Below are 23,482 nucleotides of genomic sequence, written 5' to 3' on the forward strand. Positions count from 1 at the left end.
AAATCCTCGACCTGAAAAAGGGAGCTGCCGCGCGCGGCGGTCAATGTGAGGATGTCCGCACCGGGTCCCAGGCAGCAGCCTGGCACCACTCGGCCTCACCAACTCCCTTTTCCCTTAGGAAGGTTCACGCATGAGACCCACCCACGGTGCCCTGATCGTCGCCGCCGCCCTGGCACCGGCCCTCCTGCTCACCACCCCGGCCTTCGCCGCCGGCCCGGCCCCGTCGGCGCCCGCCGTGACCGCCACCGCGGTGACGGACGGCACGCCGGTGGACGAGATGTCGGAGGACGACCTGCGGATCGCGATCGCCCGCATCATCGCCGACGAGGACAGCGGCCGAGGCGTCATCCGGGAGGCCAACGAGGCCCTCGACGGCACCGTGGAGGACATGCGGGAGTTCCTGAAGACGGGCTACCGCCTCGCCCAGGCCGAGGACGACCGCGTCGCCGTCGCCCGCATCCTGGCCGACCCGGACTCCGGCCGGGGCGTCAAGCGGGAAGCCGGCAAGGCACTCGACGTGAACACCCCGGAGGCCCTGCGCGCCTTCCTGGAGACCGGCTACCGCCTCGCCCAGGCCGAGGACGACCGCGTCGCCGTCGCCCGGATCCTGGCCGACCCGACCATCAGCGCGGCGCTCAGGGCCGCCGCCGAGGAGGCCATCGACGGCACTCCGGAGGAGCTGCGGTACTTCCTGGAGGTCGGGCGGTACGAGGTCGACGGCTGAGTCGTACGGGGAGCGGGCCGGCGTTGACCGCCGACCCGCTCGCCACCGTCAGTGGAAGAAGTGCCGCGTCCCGGTGAAGTACATCGTGATGCCGGCCTTCTGCGCGGCCTCGACGACCAGTTCGTCACGGACGGAACCGCCGGGCTGCACGATGGCCTTGACGCCGGCGGCGCCCAGGACGTCGATGTTGTCGGGGAACGGGAAGAACGCGTCCGACGCGACGTATGCGCCCCGGGCCCGCTCGGCCCCGGCCCGCTCCACCGCCAGCTTGCAGGAGTCGACCCGGTTGACCTGCCCCATGCCGACGCCCACCGAGGCACCGTCCTTGGCGAGCAGGATCGCGTTGGACTTCACCGCGCGGCAGGCCTTCCAGGCGAAGGCGAGCTGCTGGAGCTCGTCGGCGTCCAGCGCCTCGCCGGTCGCCAGCGTCCAGTTGGCCGGGTCGTCGCCGTCGGCCTGGAGCCGGTCGGTCACCTGCAGCAGCGCGCCGCCGTCGATGGGCTTGACCTCGACCGGGGCGGAGGGCCCGTCGGGGCAGCGCAGCACGCGGATGTTCTTCTTCTTGGTGAGGGCCTCCAGGGCGCCGTCCTCGTAGTCCGGCGCGACGATGACCTCGGTGAAGATCTCCGCGACCTGCTCGGCCATCTCCTTGCTGACCGGGCGGTTGACCGCGATCACACCGCCGAACGCCGACAGCGGGTCGCAGGCGTGCGCCTTGCGGTGCGCCTCGGCGACATCCGCGCCCACCGCGATACCGCAGGGGTTGGCGTGCTTGATGATCGCGACGCAGGGCTCGGCGTGGTCGTACGCGGCACGACGGGCGGCGTCCGTGTCGGTGTAGTTGTTGTACGACATCTCCTTGCCGTGCAGCTGCTCGGCCTGGGCGAGACCGCCGCCCTCCGGGGAGACGTAGAGCGCGGCCGGCTGGTGCGGGTTCTCGCCGTAGCGCAGGGTGTGCTCGCGCTCCCAGGTGGCGCCGAGGAAGTCCGGGAACTGCGACTCGTCGACGGGCGCGTAGGAGGAGGCGAACCAGGAGGCGACGGCGACGTCGTAGGCGGCCGTGTGCTGGAAGGCCTCGGCGGCGAGCCGCTTGCGGGTGGCGAGGTCGAAGCCGCCGCTCTGGACGGCCTTGAGCACGTCGGCGTAACGGGCCGGGCTGGTGACGACCGCGACCGAGGGGTGGTTCTTGGCGGCGGCGCGGACCATCGACGGGCCGCCGATGTCGATCTGCTCCACGCACTCGTCGGGCGAGGCACCGGAGGCGACGGTCTCGCGGAACGGGTAGAGGTTGACGACGACGAGGTCGAACGGCTCGACTTCCAGCTCGGCGAGCTGCTCGCGGTGGCTGTCCAGGCGCAGGTCGGCGAGGATGCCGGCATGCACGCGCGGGTGCAGCGTCTTGACGCGGCCGTCCAGGCACTCGGGGAAGCCGGTGAGCTCCTCGACCTTGGTGACGGGGACGCCGGCAGCGGCGATCTTCGCAGCGGTGGAGCCGGTGGAGACGAGCTCGACCCCGGCCTCGTGGAGCCCGCGCGCGAGCTCCTCCAGCCCGGTCTTGTCGTAGACGCTGACGAGCGCCCGGCGAAGGGGCCGCTTGTTGCTCTCGGCGGTCACTGGATAACTACCTTTCGTCCCTCAATGCGATAGCCGTTGCGGGCGAGCCGCCCCACGACCTCGACGAGCAGCCTTCGCTCGACTTCCTTGATGCGCTCGTGCAGAGCGCCTTCGTCGTCCTCGTCCCGGACCTCCACCACGCCCTGCGCGATGATCGGTCCGGTGTCGACGCCGTCGTCGACGAAGTGGACGGTGCAGCCGGTGACCTTGGCGCCGTACGCGAGCGCGTCCCGCACGCCGTGGGCCCCCGGGAAACTGGGCAGCAGGGCCGGGTGCGTGTTGACGAACCGCCCGCCGAACCGCGCGAGGAACTCCTTGCCGACGATCTTCATGAACCCGGCGGAGACGACGAGGTCGGGCTCGTAGGCGGCGACGGCCTCGGCGAGGGCGGCGTCCCACTCCTCGCGGCTGCCGTAGTCCTTCACCTTGCGCACGAAGGTCGGCAGCCCGGCGCGCTCGGCGCGGGCCAGCCCCTCGATGCCCTCACGATCGGCGCCGACGGCCACGATCTCGGCCCCGTACTCCTGCGCACCGGCGGCGTCGATCTCGTCGAGCAGCGCCTGAAGGTTGGTGCCGGATCCGGAGACCAGCACGACAAGGCGCTTGGCGCGCGGGGCCACGGGCTTGGCGGCCACGGTGGGGGCCTTTCTCGAAGGGAGCGTCTGTCCAGGCGACCGGCCCCGGCGTTTGTGCATTCATACGAATGCTTCGCGCCCCCGGATACGGGGAAGCCTACGAACCGGCCGACCGTCAGCAACGATACCGGCACACCGGGCAGCCCCCGCGGGACGGGGGCCTGGCCGGAAGGTAGCGTCTGGGCCGAGCCGGTTCGGGAACGCCGTCCGGACGCGATGCGTTCAAGAGGTGGCGGGCCCGGGTCCGACACCGTTCGGTTCTGTCCCCCCCATCCCTGCTCAGCAACTCGTTCCTACTCATCAACGGGAAGACGCTCACTTGATGCCGGACCGCAGCCTGCGACTCCTCACGTTCCCCCAGCTGTCGGCGCAGGGAGGGGAGCGCGGCAGCGTGCTGCTGCGGGAGCGCCCCAGCTCACCACCCGACGCGCCGTCGGACGGCGACCGCGGCGACGAGCGAGGGCGCGGGTCCCAGGAGGACAACCCCTTCGCCCCGCCGCCCGAGGGCACCCCGGACCGGCCCTGGCAGCCGCGGCGCCCGTCGGGCGACGACTCCCGGGACGGCGGCGAGGACGACCGCGCCCCCTGGGGCAGGCAGTGGAGCGACCGGCAGCCCGGCCGTTCCTCCGACGGCTTCGGCGAGCGCCCCGGCGGCGGCCCCGAGGGCCCGGGTGGCCCCCAGGGCAGCGCGAACCCGCGCTGGGACCCGACGGATCCCGCCCAGCGCCGTGCGCGCTACGCCCTGCTCTCCGGCATGTGGGCCTTCTTCTTCGCCCTCTTCAGCTGGCCGTACGTGGCGCTGCTGCTCGGCGCGCTCGCCCTCTACTGGGGCATCAGCGCCCTGCGTGCCAAGCCCCGCAGGCCCGACCCGGACGCCCCGGCCCCCGAGCAGACGGGCCGCCCCCAGACGACGGCCGCGGTGAGCGGGCTGGTCACGGCGTCCCTTGCCATCGCCCTGGTGGCCGCGTCGTTCACGGCCCAGATGGTCTACCGCGACTACTACACGTGCACGAACGACGCCCTCACGAACGAAGCCAAGCAGTCCTGCACGGAGCTTCTGCCGAAGGAACTGCGGGGCTTCCTGGGCACGGACGGCTGACGGACGGCCCGCTGCTTCAGGGGGTGTCCGACCTGGGGATGGGGCCGGGCGGGGGCGGGACGTCGCAGGGCTCGGGAGCCGGGTCGGGCGGCAGGAAATCGTACGGCTCGAGTGGGGGGTCGTTGCGGTCCTGGGCGTCCTGGGCGAAGGGGATGTAGGGCGAGTAGGGGGCCTCCGGTGCGGGGGGTGAGGTCCTCGGCTTCGCGGTCCCGTCGGACGGGGAGGCACCGTCCTGGGCGGCTCCGGCGGTTCCGGCGGAGTCCCCGGCAACTCGGGCAGCCCCGGCGGCCCCGGCGACTCCAGCAGCCGCGGCGGCCCCGGTGCTTCCCGTGCCACCGGCAGGTCCGGCGGCGGCGCCGCTGCCCGTGCTGCCGGCGACTCCGGCGATCCCGGCGGTTCCGGTGCTTGTGAGCCAGCCACGGGCGCGGCGCGAGCCCGTCCGCTGGGGCTTGCCCTCGGCCGGTTCTTCGCGCTGTCTGCCGATATTCGGCCCGTCCGCCTGGGGCGCCCGGCTGTGCCAGGACCGTACGGTCACCGCCGTCGGGACGGCCAGCAGCATCAGCCACGCCAGTGCCGCCGTACCCACCTGCCACCACACCGGCCCGAACCGGGCCAGGACGGCCACCCCGAGCGGGCCCCCCGCCAGCGCGGCGAGCCCCGCGAGTACGGCCGCGGACAGTACGGCCGCGAGGGCGGCGGCACGGGCGGTGCGCCCCGGTGACCAGACGTCACCCTGCCCGCCGCCCGGCCGCGTCCCGCCGTGCTCTGCGGAGACCGCCGCCCGCGCCACGATCCAGCCGACCACCACCCCGGCGACCATCGGCACGGCCCCGGCCGCCGCCCAGTGCACCAGCCGCCCCTCCCCCGCCTCCGGCACGGCCGCCAGCAGCGGAAACGGCGGCAGGAACGGAGCCGGTGCGGAGGACAGCGGGCTGACGGCATGGCCCGCGCCGAGGGCGAAGCCGGGGCCGAGGGCGTAGGCGGCGCCCCACACCGCCGCGTTCGGCACCAGGGCCGCACACAGCAACAGCACCGCGAACCGCCCCGACCACCCCTCCGTCAGCTGCAGCAACGCCGCCTGGGCCGCCGTCCCGTGCCCCACCAGCGACACCGCCACCAGCAGCGCACCGCCCCCGAGGAGGACCGCCACCCCGGCCGCCGCGGCCCGGGCGGCGGCACCCGGGCGCCCGTCCGGCCCCAGGACCAGCGGCCGTACCCCCGCGGGCAGCACGCCCAGCAGCCGCCGCAGCGGCCCGGCCGGACGGCCGTACGCCGACCACACGCCCGCCCCGGCCGCCAGGACGGCGACCAATGGCACGCACACTCCCGCCCACACCCACGACGGCCGCAGCACACCGCCCGCGGCGTACAGGGCCGCGGGCGCGGCGACAGCGAGGTAGCCGAGGACGACGCCCGTCCAGGCGATACGGGCGGAGACCAGCGGCGGCCCCGCGACCGCCGAGACGCCCGGAACCGCTGAGAGGCCCGGAACCGCTGAGAGGCCCGCGACCCTCGCGAGGCCCTCGACAGCCGCGATGCCCTCGGCGAAGCCGTCGTCGGGACCGTCGCCCTCGTCCCCCGCCCCGCCGTCCGTGGCGTCCCGCCCCGCCCGGTGCAGCAGCCACACCGGCAGTACGAGCAGCAGCAGCGGCGGGACGCCCACGGGAGCCGGGACGCCGGCGAGCGTGTCGGTGCGGACCAGTTCGGCTCCGTGGGCCAGCAGCCACAGCGCCGCCGCCACGTGCAGTGCGCCGCCCGGTCCGCTGTCGGGGTACGGCGAGGTGATCCACAGCAGCATCACCGGCACGGCGAACGCCGCGAGACCGAGGCCCGCCGCGACCGCACCACCCACGAGGGCGCCGCCCAGCCCGGGCGAACGGTCGCGCATCCGGAGGAGCAGGGGCGACGGCGGACGTCGGCGAGCGGTCATCTCGATCACGCCCGCCATGCTCCCAACGACACACGCTTTCCCGTCGTAACAGGCGAACCATCGCTGTGTCGCTCAATATACGTTTATGTACTTTTCTCACAGGGGGGCGTCCGGTGACACAGAGCCCTGCCCTCCCGCTCCCGCCGCCCAAGGAGCGCCGACGCCTGCGCGAGGCCGCCTCGCTGACGCGGGCTCAGCTGGCTTCCCGGCTGGGCGTCACCAGCGAGACGGTGCGCGGGTGGGAGACCGGTCACTCGACGCCGCGCGGCCGGAAAGGGGAGAAGTACGCGAAGCTGCTGAACTCACTGGGCCCGGAGGCGGACGTGACACCGCCTCATGAGGAGCGCGGCACGTCAGGCGTGAGCGGTCGGGGCCGCCCCTCGGCCGGGGACCGCGGCCGGGCCTCCGGCCGGAACCGGGGCCGTGCCTCCGCCACGGACCGGGGTCGCCCGGCCCCCACGGATCAAAGTCGCGCCTCCGCCGCGGACCAGGACCGTACCGTCGTCGACCGCCGCAGCCGCGCTTCGGCCGGCGAGCACGGCCGTACCGCCGGCAGCGTCCGGAACCGCGGCCCCGCCGCCGACCACCGCCACACCACCGGCGTGGACCACCGCCATACGACCGCCGAGGCCGCCGTCGCCGTCGCCGATCGCGGCCATGTCACCGGTACCGACCGGCGGTCCGGCCCCGCCCGGGCGACGGTCCCGGGGCGGCCGGACGATGCCGCCCCCGCCCTGACGCCCGATCAGGCCTTCGACGCGCTGTACGCCTTCTGCGCGCCCGCGCTCGTCCGGCAGACCTACCTGCTGACCGGCCGCCGCGAGCTGGCGCGGGAGTCGGTCGAACGGGCCTTTCACATCGCCTGGCAGCGCTGGCCCGAGGTGGCCCGCGACCGCGACCCGGCGGGCTGGGTACGGGCAGTGGCCTACGACTGTGCCCTCTCCCCCTGGCACCGGTTCCGCCCCCGCTACCGGTATCCCGAGCCGCCGCCCCCCGACGCCTTCGACCGTGCCCTGCTGAACACCCTGCTGAAGCTGCCGCCCTCGTACCGCCGCACGCTGATCCTGTACGACGGTGTCGGGCTCGGCCTGCCGGAGACGGCGGCGGAGACGGAGGCGAGCAGCCTCGCGGCCGCGAACCGGCTGGCGCACGCGCGGCAGGCGGTCGCCGAGCGGCTGCCGGAGCTGGCGGACCCGGAGGTGCTCCACTGGCGGCTGGTCGAGCTGGCCTCCATCGAGCGGCTGCGGGCCGCCAAACCCCTGGTCGTGCGCCGGGCCGGGGAACGCCGGGCCCGTTTCTGGACCCGGGCCGTCATCGCCTTCACGGTCGCCCTGATCGGAGCCACGGCCCTCACCGCCCGCACGGCCCCCACGCACTACGAGCCGCCGGTGCCGCCGGGCGAGACCGTCCAGGGGGTGCCGCCACCGGTCGCGCCCGGGCCGCTGTCGGAATCGGAGCGGGAGCTGCGGGCGAAGCTGCGCGAGGAGGAGCAGCGGGGGCCGGTCCGGCTGATGCCGCAGCCACGCTGACGCCTGTTACAGGAAAGGCAGTGGGCCCGCCCCCGTGCAGGGAGCGGGCCCACTCATGAGCTGTACGGCTGAGCCGTAGGGCGCTGGCCCTGCTCAGCCGGCGAGGATCGCGCGCGCCAGCTTCGCCGTCTCGGTCGGCGTCTTGCCGACCTTGACGCCGGCGGCCTCGAGGGCCTCCTTCTTCGCGGCGGCCGTGCCGGAGGAGCCGGAGACGATGGCGCCGGCGTGGCCCATGGTCTTGCCCTCGGGCGCGGTGAAGCCCGCGACGTAGCCGACGACCGGCTTCTTCACGTTCTCCTTGATGAAGGCCGCGGCACGCTCCTCGGCGTCGCCGCCGATCTCACCGATCATGACGATCAGGTCGGTGTCGGGGTCGGCCTCGAACGCGGCGAGCGCGTCGATGTGCGTCGTACCGATGATCGGGTCGCCACCGATACCGACGGCCGACGAGAAGCCGATGTCCCGCAGCTCGTACATCATCTGGTACGTCAGCGTGCCGGACTTCGACACCAGGCCGATGCGGCCCGGCTTGGTGATGTCGCCCGGGATGATGCCGGCGTTCGACTGGCCCGGCGTGATGAGACCGGGGCAGTTCGGGCCGATGATCCGGGTCTTGTTGCCCTTGGACACGGCGTAGGCGTAGAACGCGGCCGAGTCGTGGACCGCGATGCCCTCGGTGATGACCACCGCGAGCGGGATCTCGGCGTCGATGGCCTCGACGACGGCGGCCTTGGCGAAGGCCGGCGGGACGAAGAGGACGGATACGTTCGCGCCCGTCTTCTCGATCGCCTCGGCGACCGTGCCGAAGACCGGGATCTCGTTGCCGTCGATGTCGACCGACGTGCCCGCCTTGCGGGGGTTCACGCCACCGACGATGTTGGTGCCGTCGGCCAGCATGAGCTTGGTGTGCTTCATGCCCGTGGCACCGGTCATGCCCTGGACGATGACCTTGGAGTCCTTGTTGAGGAAGATAGCCATGGCTGTTTAGTCCCTCGTCCCTTACTTCGCAGCCGCGAGCTCGGCGGCCTTGTCGGCCGCGCCGTCCATGGTGTCCACGCGCTGGACCAGCGGGTGGTTGGCGTCGGAGAGGATCTTGCGACCCAGCTCGGCGTTGTTGCCGTCCAGACGGACGACGAGGGGCTTGGTGACTTCCTCGCCCTTGTCCTTGAGCAGCTGCAGCGCCTGCACGATGCCGTTGGCGACCTCGTCACAGGCGGTGATGCCGCCGAAGACGTTGACGAACACCGACTTGACGTCCGGGTCGCCGAGGATGATCTCCAGGCCGTTCGCCATGACGGCGGCGGAGGCGCCACCGCCGATGTCGAGGAAGTTGGCCGGCTTGACGCCACCGTGCTTCTCACCGGCGTACGCGACGACGTCCAGGGTGCTCATGACGAGACCCGCGCCGTTGCCGATGATGCCGACCTCGCCGTCGAGCTTGACGTAGTTGAGGTTCTTCTCCTTGGCGGCGGCCTCGAGCGGGTTGGCCGCCTCCTTGTCCTGGAGGGCCTCGTGCTCCGGCTGACGGAACTCGGCGTTCTCGTCCAGGGAGACCTTGCCGTCCAGGGCGATGACCTCACCGGAGGCGACCTTGGCCAGCGGGTTGACCTCGACCAGGAGGGCGTCCTCCTTGATGAAGGTGTCCCACAGCTTGACGAGGACGTTCACGACCTTGTCGGCGACCTCGGCCGGGAACTTGGCGGCCTCGACGATCTCGCGGGCCTTCGCCTCGGTGACGCCCTCGTTGGCGTCGATCGGCGTCTTGGCGACGGCCTCGGGGCGGGTGGCCGCCACCTCCTCGATCTCCATGCCGCCCTCGACGGAGGCGATGGAGAGGAAGGTGCGGTTGGCACGGTCCAGGAGGAAGGAGACGTAGTACTCCTCCACGATCTCCGGGGCCGTCTCGGCGATCATCACCTTGTGGACCGTGTGGCCCTTGATGTCCATGCCGAGGATGTTGGTCGCATGCTCGACGGCCTCGTCGGGGCTGGCGGCGAGCTTCACGCCACCTGCCTTGCCACGGCCGCCGACCTTCACCTGGGCCTTGACGACGGACTTGCCACCGAGGCGCTCGGTGGCTGCGCGGGCCGCCTCAGGCGTGTCGATGACTTCACCGGCCAGCACCGGTACATCGTGCTTGGCGAAGAGGTCCCTCGCCTGGTACTCGAACAGGTCCACGCGCTTCCGTCCCTATCAGTGATCTCGCGGTTCGTTGTCTGCGTGGGCGTGCCGCGAGGGCAACGTGACGTCCGCTGTCTGTCACAAGGGAGGCGCACACGGTGTCCGAGCGCGCGGCATGTCCGTCTCGCAGGTTATCGCTGCTTGCGAGGGGCCTCTAAATCGAGGGTCACACCTGAGCGGTGATACCTGTCACATGATGCCGCACTCTCTGGCACGGCGTGCCGGGCGTGAGGGGCCTCACCGGGCTGGGGTTGACCCGGTGAGGCCCGTCTGACACCCCGGCTCTCCGGGGTGCGGGGCAGTTGGTCCCCACCCCAATGGGGACCACCCGACCCCATCCACGAGGTCTCGGCCTCGGACGACCGACGGTTTCGACCGCCCGGAGGGGATGCCTCGTGGAGTCGGTGGGGGGAGGGAGAACGGTGATGTGTGGGGGTGCCGAGTGCTAGCCGGGGAAGACGGGGATGGCTCGGTGACTGTCCCGGGTGCGGGCCGTGCGAGAGGGCGCCGCGACACCGGGCAGGAGTCTCAGCGGGGCCATAGGGCTCAGGGTGACGGCGTACGCGTCACCGTGACGTGTCGTACCGCCGTCGGCCGTGTACCGGTCGCCGAGCGTGCCGCCAGGCCGGTCTGCGGGCACGTGCGCGCCCGGGCCGTGTCCGAGGCGGTCGGACGGGCCTGCGTGGTCTGTGCGTCTGGGGTGGTCCGGGTCTGTGCGTCTGGGGTGGTCCGGGTCTGTGCGTCTGGTGTGGCTGGGGTGCTCTGCGAGTCCGGCGGCGTGGTGCTCGGCGAGTCCGGTGGTGCGGTGCTCTGTGCCGCGCACCACGGTGTCCGTCCTCGCGGTGACGACGTCCGTCGCCTCGGTCCGTCCGACGGAGGCGGGGGCGTCGGCCGAGGGCGCTCCCGGGAGCGTGACTTCGCCGGTGGGGGGTGGGGGCAGGAGATCGATCGGGAGTGCGGGTGCCGTCGGCGGGTCGGACAGGGCGGGCAGCTCTGCCGGCACAGGCAGCTTGAGCGACGGCGACAGCAACGGCAACGGCGAGGAAGACGGCAACGGCAGCGGCTTCTTCGCCCGGGCCTCTCCCCGCCCCGGCCTCACTGCCTCGCCCGTATCACCGACCACCCGCACGACCCGCTCCCCCACGGCCGCCACGTCGGCCCCCGCGTGGGAAGCGCTACCGGCTCCGGACAGGGAAGGGAGACCCGGCGAGCCGATCCACCCGGCCATGACGTCCGCGCCCGTCAGCCCCCGCACGCCGTCCGCCGCATACGCCCGCTCCCCGCACAGAAGCCCGATGACGAGCACCCCGCCCAGCAGCAGCGCCACCCGGAGCGCACGCCACCCGGCCGCTGTGCGCAGCATGCGCACAACGGCACCGGGCAGGGCTGCTGACCAGATCAAGAGGGGGAGCTTCCTCCCGTGCTACGGAACAAGCGCAGCGCGACGCACCGCCGAGCAGACGCCGATCCTCGCACGGGAGTGCGGAGTTGACGCAAGCCCCTTACCCACTGACGGGCAGTCATATCCGGTTTGCGGCCGAAGTCGGACCGCCGCGGCTCTCCGCACGTCACGCCGCGTCGGGTATCGGCAGCGGACGCTTCTCGATCGCCGCCGCCATCACCTCGGGGAACAGGTCAGGCGTGCAGGCGAACGCCGGTGCCCCCAGCGCGGCGAGCGCGGCCGCGTGCTCCCGGTCGTACGCCGGTGCCCCCTCGTCGGAGAGCGCCAGCAGCGTCACGAACTGCACCCCCGAGGCCTTCATCGCCGCGACCCGCTTGAGCATCTCGTCCCGGATGCCTCCCTCGTAGAGGTCGCTGATCAGCACGACCACGGTCTCCGCGGGACGGGTGATCTGCGACTGGCAGTAGGCGAGTGCCCGGTTGATGTCCGTGCCGCCACCCAGTTGCGTCCCGAACAGGACGTCGACGGGGTCGTCGAGCTGGTCCGTGAGGTCGACGACCGCCGTGTCGAAGACGACGAGTCGCGTGGAGATCGTCCGCATCGAGGCGAGCACCGCCCCGAACACCGACGCGTACACCACCGATGCGGCCATGGATCCCGACTGGTCGATACAGAGGACGACCTCCTTCTTCGTGGTCTGGGACGCCCGCCCGTACCCGATGAGCCGCTCCGGCACGATCGTTCGGTACTCGGGCAGGTAGTGCTTGAGGTTGGCCGCGATCGTGCGGTTCCAGTCGATGTCGTGATGGCGGGGCCGGTTGATCCGGGCGCTGCGGTCGAGGGCGCCGGTGAGGGTGGCCCTGGTGCGGGTGGCGAGCCGCTTCTCCAGGTCCTCGACGACCTTGCGCACGACGGCCCGTGCCGTCTCCTTCGTCGTCTCGGGCATGGCCTTGTTGAGCGACAGCAGCGTGCCGACGAGGTGTACGTCGGCCTCCACCGCCTCCAGCATCTCCGGCTCCAGAAGGAGCGTGGCGAGACCGAGCCGGTCGATGGCGTCGCGCTGCATGACCTGTACGACGGAGGACGGGAAGTACGTCCGGATGTCCCCGAGCCAGCGCGCCACGGACGGCGCCGACGCCCCGAGCCCCGCCGAACGGTCCCGGCCCCCCTGCGGCTTCTCCCCCTTTCCGTAGAGCGCGGCCAGCGCTCCGTCCATCGCCGCGTCCCGCCCGGACAGTTCACACCCGGTGCCGTCCGCCGCGTCACCGCCGAGCACGAGCCGCCACCGCCGCAGCCGCTCCTGCGCCGGGTCCGTCACCTCGGCCGTCATCCGTGTCCTCCCTCACGAGGCCGTTCCCACAGCGGGATCACCGGCACGGCCATCACCGGCCGGCCTTCCGCCGGCGACCCGTTCCCGTCGGTGTCGCCCGCTTCCGCGTTCGGAACCGGCCGCCGCACTCCGTCGGTCGTCATCCCGTCACCCCCACCAGTTCGTCGCCGATGTGCCCTGCCACTTCGTCCAGCCCGAGCAGCAGCCGCAGGACCGGCAACACGGCGTCCGCGCGCACCGGGTCGAGCTCCGCCGCGAAACCGGGTATGCCGGAGCCGGCCCCGGTCGCACCGCTCCCGGCCCTCGGCCCGCGCCGGACCAGTTCGCCGAGGGTTCGCCGCACGCCGGGCTCGTACGCCGAGAACGTCCGCCGCAGCAGGGGCAGGACGTCCGTGAACGCCTCCGGCGGCACTCCGGTCAGCCAGGCGTCGACCAGCCCGAGCAGCCGCTCGTCGTGCACCAGGAGCATCCCGCCCCCGGAGCGTCCTCCGACGAAGCCCTCGATCCACGCGGCCGCGTCCGGCGGCGGTGTGCCCGGCGACAGGACGAGCCCCATGAGCCGCGCCGCCTCGTCGTGCGCCAACTCCCCGTCGTCCAGCAGGAGCCGGACGGCCCGCCCCCTGATCACTCCGGGTACGGTGTCCCGCCCGCACAGCACCCGCAGCACCGCCTGCCAGCGGGCTCTCAAGCGGCCTCGTCCGGCTGCGGGGGCGTCCCCCAGGAGTCCCACAGCCCCGTGCACGGCGTCGACATGACGCCGCATCTCCTCGGCGCCGTCCGCGTCAAGTGCGGCACAGGCCGGGGGCAGGCCGACGAAGACCCGCTCGGCCAGACCCGCCGCGACCTCTCCCAGGGCCCCGGTGTCCGTGCCGCGCACATCGCCGTAGCGCAGGGAACGCACCAGGGCCGGCAGCGCCTCGGCGAGCCGGCCGACGTCCGCGTCGAGTGCCGCCCGGTCGGCGAGGATCCGCATCACCGTCGGCAGGGCGTCGGGCAGTTCGGCCAGCAGGCAGCGCTCGGCGAGTGCGGTGACCTCGGCGAGCCCCTGCGCGGTGACGGCGTCCGCCTCGGCCTTGGCGGTCGCGGCGGACAGGACGGTCGTCCCCCACACCCCGGCCTCGGCGACCCGCACCGACAGCTCGGGCTCCCAGCGCAGCCGCCACGTCTCACGGAACGTGCCCGTGCTGCCCCGCGAGGCAGCCGGTTCGCCCCACCCGATGCCGAGCAACCGCAGCCGGTGCAGCAGCCTGCTGCGGGCGGCGTCGGTCTCCTTGCGCAGGTCGAGCTCCAGCTCCCGCTCGAGCGCCTCCGGCTTCAGCCGCAGGCGGCGCTGGAGCCGGGCGAGGTCCCGCTGCAGCGGAACCGCCGGGGCCGTCGGCGGCACCTCCCCCAGCACGTCCCCCACGACCAGCCGGTCCCGCACCAGCGCCAGCGGCACGTCCGAACCTTCGCACATCACCGCCCGCACCGCATCGGTCGTCTCGCTCAGGCCGGGCAGCGGACGGCCCCGCATCGCGGCGAGCGTCTCGGCCAGCCGCACGGCCTCGATGACGTGCGCGGAGGAGACGAGCCGGTCCTCGGCGCGCAGCAGGCCCGCCACCTTGGTCATCCACCGCTCGACCGGCCGGTCCGGGGCGCTGAACAAATGCCCGTACCAGCCCGGCGAGTCGATGCCGGCTCCGTACCCGCTCACCCGGGACAGCCGACGGTGGGTCCACGGCACCCACGTCATGTCGGTCTTGACCTTGGGCAGCCCCTTGAGCAGCGCCTTGTCGGCGGCGACGGTGGTCTTCCGGCGCAGGGCGGGCACATGCCACGCCCCGCACACGACGGCCACGCCGTCCTCGAACTCCCGCTGGGCGGCCCGCAGCTGGAGCCGCATGTACGCCTCGCGCACCAGGTCCCGGTCGTGTCCCCCGCTGCCGTAGGTCTCCCGCAGCGCCCCCATGGCCTCCTCGAGCACGGTGAACGGCGCGAGCGCGTCCCCCTTCCCCACGCCCCGGTGCTCCACGACGTCCTCCCACCACCGCTCCGGGTCGTCGTAGCCGGCGGTCTCGGCGAGCACACCGAGCGGATCGATCCGCACGTCGGCGGGTCCGGGGCCGGGTTCAGGCCCGGGTCCTGGTTCGGGTCCGGGTCCTGGTTCGGGTCCGGGTCCTGGTTCGGGTCCTGGTTCGGGTCCTGGTTCGGGTCCGGATGCGGGGCCGTGTCCGGGTCCCCCCGGCTCCGCACCGCAGGCCGCGTCACCCTCGCTGTCCGCCGTCTCGGCATCCAACGGAGAGTCCCCCTCCACTCCGGCCTCGTCCTCCTGCCTCCCCCACGCCAGCGTGTGCGTGGCCGGCAGGTCGATGAAGCGGGCGGGGACGTCGTGTTCCAGGGCCCAGCGGATGGCGACCCACTCCGGGGAGAACTCGGCCAGCGGCCAGAACGCCGAGCGGCCGGGCTCGTCCGCGGCGTGGGCGAGCAGGGCGACCGGCGGCCGCATCTCCTCGTCGGCGGCGAGCGGGATCAGGGCATCGGCCTCGGGCGGCCCCTCGATCAGCACGACCCGCGGCCGGGCCTCCTCCAGCGCCGCCCGCACGGCCCGTGCCGACCCCGGCCCGTGATGCCGCACCCCGAGCAGCAACGGCCCCGCCCCGGCCGCCCGGCCCGCGGCTTCTTCCAAGTCCGTCACTTGGTCCCCTCCCATCGCATGCCCGGTCCCGCAACCGACCCCCGCCCCGCGTCGCTCACGCGCTCACCTCCCGGCAGGCCCGGTAGAAGTCCTTCCAGCCGTCCCGCTCACGGACCACCGTCTCCAGGTACTCCTGCCAGATGACCCGGTCGGCCGCCGGGTCGCGGACCACCGCGCCGAGGATGCCCGCGGCCACGTCACCCGCCCGCAGCACGCCGTCGCCGAAGTGGGCCGCCAGGGCGAGGCCGTTGGTGACGACGGAGATCGCCTCGGCCGTGGACAGCGTGCCGCTCGGCGACTTCAGCTTCGTCCGGCCGTCGGTCGTGACCCCGTCGCGCAGCTCGCGGAAGACCGTGACCACCCGGCGGATCTCGTCGAGGCCGTCGGGCGCGGCCGGCAGGTCGAGGGAGCGGCCGATCTGGTCGACCCGGCGCGAGACGATGTCGACCTCGGCCTCGGGGGTCTCCGGCAACGGCAGCACCACCGTGTTGAAACGGCGGCGCAGGGCGCTGGACAGGTCGTTGACCCCGCGGTCGCGGTCGTTGGCCGTGGCGATCAGGTTGAAGCCGCGGACCGCCTGCACCTCCTGGCCCAGCTCCGGTATCGGCAGCGTCTTCTCCGACAGGATCGTGATGAGCGTGTCCTGCACGTCGGCCGGGATGCGGGTCAGTTCCTCGACGCGGGCCGTCATGCCCTCCGCCATGGCCCGCATGACCGGGCTGGGCACGAGGGCGTCGCGGCTCGGGCCGTGGGCGAGCAGCTGCGCGTAGTTCCAGCCGTACCGGATGGCCTCCTCCGGTGTGCCGGCCGTGCCCTGCACCAGCAGGGTGGAGTCGCCGCTGACCGCTGCGGCCAGATGCTCGGAGACCCAGGTCTTCGCCGTGCCGGGCACGCCGAGCAGGAGCAGGGCGCGGTCGGTGGCGAGTGTGGTGACGGCGACCTCGACGATGCGGCGCGGGCCGACGTACTTGGGTGTGATCACCGTGCCGTCCGGCAGCGTGCCGCCGAGCAGGTACGTCGCCACCGCCCACGGAGACAGCTTCCAGCGGGCCGGACGCGGACGGTCGTCCTGCGCGGCCAGCGCGGCGAGTTCACCGGCGAAGGCGTCCTCGGCGTGCGGCCGCAGCGCTTCTGCCTCGGGTACGTCCGCGGGTGCGCCCGTGCCCGCGTTCGCGGGCGCGGACCCGTTCTGGCTCGGGTCGACGGACGTCGGTTCTACGGACACAGGCATGGCTGAGTCCCCCTCCAGCTCGGCCGGTTCGGATCTGGCATCCACGTTGCACCACACCACTGACAATGCGTTCTGACCTGCGTAAACGCGCCACCGAAGCCGCTCGCGGACCCGATTGTCAGTGGTGGGATCTACCTTCGATGACATGACTCAGCAGGGGGTGCGCTGGACTGCGGACCAGGTGCTGGCACTGGCGCCTGACGCCGCATCACGCAAAGCGGGAAGCAAACTCGGCGCGGCGGGGCCGTGGTCCGAGGCGGGGAGTTCCGACGAGGGGACGGTGTGGGGGCTGTGCAAGGGCAGCCGAAGCAAGCCGTATCAGACGATCGTGGACATCGCGGACGCCTCCGGGCCCGCGTACAAGTGCAGTTGTCCGAGCCGGAAGTTCCCGTGCAAGCACGCGCTCGGGCTGCTGCTGCTCTGGGCGGGCGGCGAGGGAGCGGTGCCGACCGGAGAGGCGCCGGAGTGGGCCGGGCAGTGGATAGCGGGGCGGCGCAAGCGCGCGGAGGAGAAGAAGGCCGGGGACAGCTCCGGTTCGCCGTCCGTCTCCGCTGATCCGGAGATTGCGCGGCGCCGGGCGGAGCGCCGGGCCGAGCGGGTGACGGCGGGCGCGGTGGAGCTGGAGCAGCGCCTGACAGACCTGTTGCGCGGCGGCTTGGCCTCGGCGGAGCAGTCGGGCTACGGCCTGTGGGAGGAGACGGCGGCCCGCATGGTCGACGCCCAGGCCCAGGGCCTCGCCTCGCGCGTCAGGGAGTTGGGGGCCGTACCGTCCACCGGCCCGGGCTGGCCGGTGCGGCTGCTGGAGGAGTGCGCGCTGCTGCATCTCCTCGGCCAGGGGTGGCTGCGCCGCGAGCGGCTGCCCGACGCCCTCGCGGCGACGGTGCGCTCCCGCATCGGTCTGCCGGGCTCCGCGGACGGACCGCCCGTGCGGGACCGCTGGCTGGTGCTCGCCCAGTACGACACGGCGGACACCCGCCTGACGACCCGCCGGATCTGGTTGTACGGCGCAGACTCGGACCGCACCGTGCTGCTCCTCTCCTACGGCGCCGCCGGCCGCGCCCCGGAGCTGGCGCTGCCGGTCGGGTTGTCCCTGGAGGCCGAGGTGTCCGCCTACCCGGGCGCCGGGCAGCTGCGGGTGGCCCTGGGCGAACAGTTCGCCCCGCCCGCGCCGACGGCGATACGCCCGCGGGGGATGACGACGTCCCAGGCCGCCGCCCGTTACGGCGACGCCCTGCGCGACGATCCCTGGTTGGAGTCCGTCCCGGTGACGCTGGACCGGGTCGTCCCCACCCCGGACGGCGACTCCTGGCAGTTGGCGGACGCTGACGAGGACGCGGCGTTGCCCCTCACACCGGCCGCGCGTTCCCGGCCGGGCCTGTGGCGGCTCGTCGCGCTGTCGGGCGGTGCCCCGGTCCGGGTCTTCGGCGAATGCGGCCACCAGGGGTTCACTCCGCTGACGGCCTGGCCGGAAGGCCCGGGCGAGGCGACAGCCCTGTGCTGAGCCGACGCCGCGCCGGATGCCGACGCCGCCCCAGACGCCGTCGCGCATGCCGGCGCCGGCGGCCCGGCCTTCCGGCCCGACCGCCTTCCCCTCAAATCCACGAATCTTTCAGGCATCCCGGGACAACCGGTAAGGGTGAGCCTTCAACCACCCCCGGGCGCCCCACGGAAAGGAAGCTCATGACCAGGACCTCCGCTCCTGTGGCCGCGCCCGCGACGGGCGCCTGGGAGGGGCTCGTCACCACGGCACTGCTGGGCACGGACCGGCGCACGCCGCCGGGCACCGGGCCTGGCCCGGAGGCACCGGTGGCCCTGCTGGACGCGGCGGCCGTGGAGACCGTACGGCGACGGGCCGGTCTGCGTCCGGCGCGGGCGGCGGAGCGTCCGCAACCGGCCCCGGAGGACCCGCGTCCGCCGCTGCCGCAGGCGGCCGCCCGCAGACTCGCGATACTGCTGGCCGACCGCCCGGGCGCGTCCGGCGGCGGCCGTCGGGGCACCGCGCCCGACCTGACCGAGCTGCTGCCCCAGTGGCTCACGGCGGCCAACGCCCGTGGTTTTGCTCCGCCTCCACAACTGCTGCCCGCCTTGCTGGACGCGGCCCGGGGGCGTACGGACCTGCGTCCGGCGGCGCTGGAGTTCGCGGGACCGCGGGCCCTGTGGCTGGCCCGGCTGAACCCGGACTGGCGGTTCGCCCTGCGCTCGACACCGGGCGGCGGAGCGGCCGTTCCGCATCTCGATGACGCCGACAGCATCCGGCAGTTGTGGCAGGAGGGCCTGTTCGCCGAACGGGTCGCCCTCCTGTCCGCCCTGCGCTCCCGCGAACCGGCTGCCGCGCGCGACCTGCTGGCGACGACCTGGGCGACGGAACGGGCCGAGGACCGGCTGATGTTCCTCGACTCGCTGCGCGCGGGCCTGGGGGCGGACGACGAGCCGTTCCTGGAACAGGCCCTGGCCGACCGCAGCCGCAACGTCCGGGCGACGGCGGCGGAGTTGCTGTCGGCGCTGCCCGGTTCGGCGCTCGCGGCACGGATGGCGCTCAGGGCGGAGGCATGCGTCGCCATCGACCACATGCGACCCACCCGGCCCGCCCAAGATGTCCCGGCCACCGGATCCAGCGTGGCCACGCCGACGATCACCGTCGAAGCGCCGCACGAGTGCGATCCCGGCATGGAGCGCGACGGCGTCGTGGCGAAGGCGCCCGCCGGGCGCGGGGAACGGTCCTGGTGGTTCGGCCAGTTGGTGGAGGCGGCCCCGCTCGGGACCTGGTCGCGGCGGCTGGGCGGGCGGACACCCCGGGAGATCGTGGCGCTGCCGGTCACGGACGACTGGCAGGGCGAACTGCACGCGGCCTGGTGCCGGGCCGCCGTGCGCCAGCGGGACGCCGAGTGGTCGCGCGCGCTGCTCGGAGAGCCCTCGGCACCGGAAGCGGGCGGCCCGGGCGCGGTGTCCCTGGCCGAACGCGCCAAGCTGCTCGGCACGCTGGGCGCCGCCGAGCGGGCCGAGTGGGTGGCCGGCTTCATCGCCACGCACGGCCTGTCCGAAGCGTTTCAGCTGCTCGGAGTGTGTGCGGTGCCCTGGGCGCCGCCGCTCGGCCGGGCGGTGGTGGACGCGCTCAACATCGCGCGGGACGCGGGGAGTTATCCATGGAGTTTCAGCGGAGTCATGGGCCTGGCCGAGCGCTGCCTGGACCCGTCCGAGGCCGGTCGTCTCGACGCCTTGCTGGCCGTACCGGACGAGCCGGAGAACGCGTCTCCCGGCGCCGGCGGCTACTGGGCGGAGGCCTTCCAGCGCCTGGTCACGACGCTGCGCCTGCGCGCGGCGATGACGGAGGAGCTGAACACTGCCTGACCCGGGCCCGCGTCATGGAGCCCGGTGGGCACCCACCGGCTCCGCTTCCGGCCCCGGCCCCGGCCCCGGCCCCGGCAGACCATAACCACCCGCAGGCAGACCGTAACCAGCCGCAGACAGCACCCCGGGCAGACCATCACCCCCGGCGGACAACCCCCCAGGCCACCAGCGCACCACCCGGCACCACCGCCGGAGGCCTACGCCCCGGCCGGCTGGCGTGCGTTCGCCCGGACCCAGTCCACGATCGACGCCGTCGTCGCGCCGGGGGTGAAGATCTCCGCGACGCCCTTCTCCTTCAGCAGGGGAATGTCCGCCTCGGGGATGATCCCGCCGCCGAAGACCAGGATGTCCTCCGCGTCCCGCTCCTTGAGCAGGTCGATCACCGCCGCGAAGAGCGTGTTGTGCGCGCCGGAGAGGATGGACAGCCCGATCGCGTCGGCGTCCTCCTGGAGCGCCGTGTCGACGATCTGCTCGGGAGTCTGGTGGAGCCCGGTGTAGATGACCTCCATACCGGCGTCGCGCAGCGCCCGCGCGATGACCTTGGCCCCGCGATCGTGGCCGTCGAGTCCCGGCTTGGCCACCACCACGCGGATCGGACCGGCTGCCACACCCATCACTGCCTCCATGAAGCGACTACATCCATCCGTATCGACAAGTACCGCACATATCGCGCTCGCCGTACACGCCGCACCGCACGGACACCCTGCCCCGATTCGTCCCGGCAAGTGAACGAACGTTATCTCCAGGATCCCGCGACCGGCAGTTTCGCGGTGCGGACCGAGGGGGAAATCACACGATGGGACAAGCGCAAGGGGAGCCGCGACGAAGTCGCCGTACCGCAGCCCCACCCACCACGCACGGCGGCGGTACGGCACTTCGGCGAAGGCACGCGGGACACGCAGGGCACGCACAGCACGCAGGGCAGACACGGCGCAACAGCGGGGAACCTCGTCGCCACACCGGCTGGGGACCTCGTCGCATCACGGGCGTCACATGCGCCACAAGCCGCGCTCCTTCCCCGCGACTCACGCCGCTCACGCAGTCATCAGCCGTCTTCGCCGCTGCTTTCCACGAGGGCATACGGGGGGGCGGCAGGCCTCCCGCGTGCCGACAGGAGGTCGGCCATGAAGGTCACCAGGGCTGCTCTGCCCTTTCTTCCGTTCTGCCAGCGTCTGCTGCCGAGCCGCCTGGCGGGACTCTCGCTGGCACTCCTGAAGGCCACGGCCCTGGAGATCGCGATTCTGGCCGGGCATCTCCTCCTCTACCCCTCCGGCATTACGCAGGAGCGACGGACACCCACCCCGGCCCTGCCCACGGCCGGAGCCGCCCAACTGCCCACGGAGGCCAAGCCCCCGGTCGTCCTGCTGCACGGCTTCATCGACAACCGCTCGGTCTTCGTCCTGCTGCGCCGCAGCCTCGCCCAGCACGGCAGGCAGCAGATCGAGTCCCTCAACTACTCGCCGCTCACCTGCGACATACGCGCCGCGGCCGAGTTGCTCGGCCGCCATATAGAAGAGGTCTGCGAGCGCACCGGGGCCCAGCAGGTCGACGTCGTGGGGCACAGCCTCGGCGGCCTGATAGCGCGTTACTACGTGCAGCGGCTCGGCGGCGACACGCGCGTGCGGACTCTCGTGACACTCGGCACGCCACACTCGGGCACCCGGGTGGCGCCCCTGGCCAACGCGCACCCCATCGTGCGCCAGATGCGCCCCGGCTCACCGGTGCTCGAGGAGCTCACTCGGCCGGCCCCGGGCTGCCGCACGCACTTCGTCAGCTTCTGGAGCGACCTGGACCATGTGATGGACCCGCTGGAGACGGCCTGCATCGACCATCCCGATCTGACGGTGCAGAACGTGCGGGTGACCGGCATCGGTCATCTCGCCCTGCCCGTGCACCCCGCCGTCGCCAACGGCATACGGCAGGTTCTCGACACGGCCCACGAGGGCGAACCGTCCGTCGGCAGGACCGGCGGTCTGACCGTGGCCTGAGACTCGTCATACAGCAGGCACACAGCGTCGAAGCACCGATCAGCCTCGAACAAACTTCGAACGCAGGGCCAAACCCGTGCCCGCCGTCCGCCAAAACACGGCCGAATGCCCGTTTCCTGCGCGCGCGAAACCTGCCGAAGATTGTCGTGCCCGCGTACCGCCGGGTACAGTCGCCGCACTGCTCTGGCAGCCCCTGTTGTCGAGGCGAAAGAGAAGTTGGTGAACGACCGTCACCCGTCGGGGACCATGACCCCGGCTCCGGCTTCCGACGCCGACTCGGCGCACTACGCGTCGTACGGCACCCAGGAAGCCCAGTACGGCGACTTCACCACGTACGGCGACTACGCCGCCACCGGATTTGACACCACCGGTACGGACGGCACCGGTTTCGCCGCCACCGGCCACACCACCGCGACGTTCGCCACCGACCCCCTCTTCGGCGACATGCCGGGCAGCGGTCACGACACGGGCACCTACGACACCGGCCACTGGCCCACCGGCACGCACGGCAACCCGCATTACGACGCGTACGCGGCCCAGCACCACGCCGCCTACGACACCGGCGTGTATGAAACGACGTCCTGGACGGCCGAGCAGCAGCCGCTCTCGGTCATCCCGCCGCAGGCCGCCTCCCCGGACAGCACCGGGCAGTGGGACACCGGCGCCTGGCTCCAGCCCGACCAGTCCGGCAATCCGGCCGACCGGACCCAGCAGTGGGAATGGGGCACCCAGGCCTTCGACACCGGTGCCTACGACGCCACGCAGTGGAACACCGACGGCGCCGGCGCCCCGGCGCCCGACGCGTACGAGGAGCACGGCGAAACCTTCGAGCAGCACGAGACCGCGACGCTCGATCAGGTCGCCTTCGACGAAGCGGACGGGTCCGCCTACACCGACCCCGCCACGGACGGTGGCGAGCCGGCCGCCACCGGCGAACTGCCCACCGCCGCCCCGCTGTTGGACGGTCAGGAAGAGCTCGGCCCGCGCGCCGGCTCACGGGCGGCCGCGCGCGCCGGGTCCCGTTCCCGCCGCCGTACGCCTCCCAAGCGCTCGGCGCTGCTGACCATCGCCGTGCCCTCGGCGTGTGTGATGGGCGTCGCGGGGATCGCCGCCGCCTCCGTCGGCACCTTCTCCGACGACGGCGCCGCGGAGGCACAGACGACCGCGGCGGACGTGCAGCCGGTGAAACCGGCCGCCGCCAACAACAAGCTGGACACGCAGCTCCAGAGCCTCGCCGCCGGCGCGGACGACTTCGCCGACCGGGCCAGCCGTACACAGGAGCGCATCGACCTCAAGGCCCAGCAGGCGGCCGAGCGCAGGCGCGCGGCGGAGGAGGCGGCCCGCAAGGAGCGGCTGCGCCCCAAGTTCGCCCTGCCGGTCGCCCGGCATGGACTCAGTGCCTACTACGGCCAGTCCGGCATCAACTGGATGTCCCTGCACACCGGCATCGACTTCCCCGTCTCGTACGGCACGACCGTGATGTCCGCGACCGATGGCACCGTCCGCACGCAGTGGAACAGCGCGTACGGCAACATGATGATCGTGACCGCGAAGGACGGCACGGAGACGTGGTACTGCCACCTCTCCACCTACACGGTCCCCTCGGGTACGACCGTGAAGGCCGGCGATCCGATCGCGCGCTCCGGCAACTCCGGCAACTCGACCGGCCCTCACCTGCACTTCGAGGTGCGCCCGGCCGGCGGCTCGGCGATCGACCCGCTCCCGTGGCTGCGCAGCCACGGCATCGACCCGACGTAACGTCCCGGCAGCCCCCGCCGGTCGCCCGGCAGGGGCCGA

17 protein-coding genes are annotated in these 23,482 nt (G+C 73.0%); 7 read left to right on the forward strand and 10 right to left on the reverse strand.

The annotated features are described in order from the left end of the window. The first annotated feature begins 130 nt into the window (after positions 1-130). A complete protein-coding gene (locus tag ACIBL4_RS07550; protein WP_399407445.1) occupies positions 131-724 on the forward strand; it encodes an ALF repeat-containing protein in 594 nt (197 codons plus the stop codon). Positions 725-772: 48 nt separating this feature from the next. Here ACIBL4_RS07550 and purH read toward each other — a convergent pair whose 3' ends face one another. Together purH and purN are read right to left on the reverse strand one after the other, a co-directional pair. After that, positions 773-2,338 carry a bifunctional phosphoribosylaminoimidazolecarboxamide formyltransferase/IMP cyclohydrolase gene (gene purH / locus ACIBL4_RS07555; RefSeq protein WP_399407447.1) on the reverse strand — a complete coding sequence of 522 codons (1,566 nt, stop codon included), beginning with the start codon at positions 2,336-2,338 and terminating at the stop codon, positions 773-775. Next, complete coding sequence (purN, locus tag ACIBL4_RS07560) at positions 2,335-2,973, reverse strand: phosphoribosylglycinamide formyltransferase (RefSeq protein ID WP_399407449.1); 639 nt, start codon at positions 2,971-2,973, stop codon at positions 2,335-2,337. The genes purH and purN overlap by 4 nt, the downstream gene beginning before the upstream one ends. A 322-nt stretch (positions 2,974-3,295) precedes the next feature. Between purN and ACIBL4_RS07565 the strand changes: the two genes are divergently transcribed. Next, positions 3,296-4,072, forward strand: a complete 777-nt coding sequence (locus ACIBL4_RS07565; protein ID WP_399407451.1) for a hypothetical protein — start codon at positions 3,296-3,298, stop codon at positions 4,070-4,072. Positions 4,073-4,088: 16 nt separating this feature from the next. Here ACIBL4_RS07565 and ACIBL4_RS07570 read toward each other — a convergent pair whose 3' ends face one another. Continuing rightward, complete coding sequence (locus ACIBL4_RS07570; RefSeq protein WP_399407453.1) at positions 4,089-6,020, reverse strand: DUF6350 family protein; 1,932 nt, start codon at positions 6,018-6,020, stop codon at positions 4,089-4,091. 95 nt (positions 6,021-6,115) lie between these two features. On the opposite strand from ACIBL4_RS07570, the gene ACIBL4_RS07575 reads away from it, so the two are divergent. Continuing rightward, positions 6,116-7,531, forward strand: a complete 1,416-nt coding sequence (locus tag ACIBL4_RS07575) for a helix-turn-helix domain-containing protein (protein WP_399407455.1) — start codon at positions 6,116-6,118, stop codon at positions 7,529-7,531. Positions 7,532-7,624: 93 nt separating this feature from the next. Here the strand turns inward: ACIBL4_RS07575 and sucD are convergent, their stop codons facing one another. The 6 genes from sucD to ACIBL4_RS07605 form a co-directional block, all read right to left on the reverse strand. After that, entirely contained in the window at positions 7,625-8,509 is an 885-nt protein-coding gene (gene sucD, locus ACIBL4_RS07580) for a succinate--CoA ligase subunit alpha (RefSeq protein WP_399407457.1), read from the reverse strand. A gap of 21 nt (positions 8,510-8,530) precedes the next feature. Continuing rightward, entirely contained in the window at positions 8,531-9,709 is a 1,179-nt protein-coding gene (gene sucC, locus ACIBL4_RS07585; protein WP_399407459.1) for an ADP-forming succinate--CoA ligase subunit beta, read from the reverse strand. A gap of 448 nt (positions 9,710-10,157) precedes the next feature. Further along, entirely contained in the window at positions 10,158-11,075 is a 918-nt protein-coding gene (locus tag ACIBL4_RS07590; protein WP_399407461.1) for a hypothetical protein, read from the reverse strand. Positions 11,076-11,280: 205 nt separating this feature from the next. Then, complete coding sequence (locus ACIBL4_RS07595; RefSeq protein WP_399407463.1) at positions 11,281-12,444, reverse strand: VWA domain-containing protein; 1,164 nt, start codon at positions 12,442-12,444, stop codon at positions 11,281-11,283. Between the two features lie 139 nt (positions 12,445-12,583). Beyond that, entirely contained in the window at positions 12,584-15,133 is a 2,550-nt protein-coding gene (locus ACIBL4_RS07600; RefSeq protein WP_399407465.1) for a DUF5682 family protein, read from the reverse strand. Positions 15,134-15,173: 40 nt separating this feature from the next. Continuing rightward, entirely contained in the window at positions 15,174-16,349 is a 1,176-nt protein-coding gene (locus ACIBL4_RS07605; protein WP_399407467.1) for an AAA family ATPase, read from the reverse strand. Positions 16,350-16,494: 145 nt separating this feature from the next. Here ACIBL4_RS07605 and ACIBL4_RS07610 point away from each other — a divergent pair, with 145 nt between their 5' ends. Both ACIBL4_RS07610 and ACIBL4_RS07615 read left to right on the forward strand, forming a co-directional pair. After that, positions 16,495-17,850, forward strand: coding sequence for an SWIM zinc finger family protein (locus ACIBL4_RS07610; protein ID WP_399407469.1), 1,356 nt, complete (start codon positions 16,495-16,497; stop codon positions 17,848-17,850). A 179-nt stretch (positions 17,851-18,029) separates the two neighbouring features. After that, positions 18,030-19,697, forward strand: a complete 1,668-nt coding sequence (locus tag ACIBL4_RS07615) for a DUF5691 domain-containing protein (RefSeq protein WP_399407471.1) — start codon at positions 18,030-18,032, stop codon at positions 19,695-19,697. Positions 19,698-19,894: 197 nt separating this feature from the next. Here ACIBL4_RS07615 and ACIBL4_RS07620 read toward each other — a convergent pair whose 3' ends face one another. Beyond that, positions 19,895-20,311, reverse strand: a complete 417-nt coding sequence (locus ACIBL4_RS07620; RefSeq protein ID WP_037673345.1) for a cobalamin B12-binding domain-containing protein — start codon at positions 20,309-20,311, stop codon at positions 19,895-19,897. A gap of 510 nt (positions 20,312-20,821) precedes the next feature. Between ACIBL4_RS07620 and ACIBL4_RS07625 the strand changes: the two genes are divergently transcribed. Next, positions 20,822-21,685: an esterase/lipase family protein gene (locus tag ACIBL4_RS07625; RefSeq protein ID WP_399407473.1), complete on the forward strand. Its 864-nt coding sequence runs from the start codon at positions 20,822-20,824 to the stop codon at positions 21,683-21,685. A gap of 105 nt (positions 21,686-21,790) precedes the next feature. Further along, positions 21,791-23,443 (forward strand): M23 family metallopeptidase, encoded by a 1,653-nt coding sequence (locus ACIBL4_RS07630; RefSeq protein WP_399407475.1) that lies wholly within the window; start codon positions 21,791-21,793, stop codon positions 23,441-23,443. Positions 23,444-23,482: the final 39 nt, after the last annotated feature.

It is taken from the genome of Streptomyces sp. NPDC050416, from assembly GCF_044458845.1.
Classification (GTDB): Bacteria; Actinomycetota; Actinomycetes; order Streptomycetales; family Streptomycetaceae; genus Streptomyces.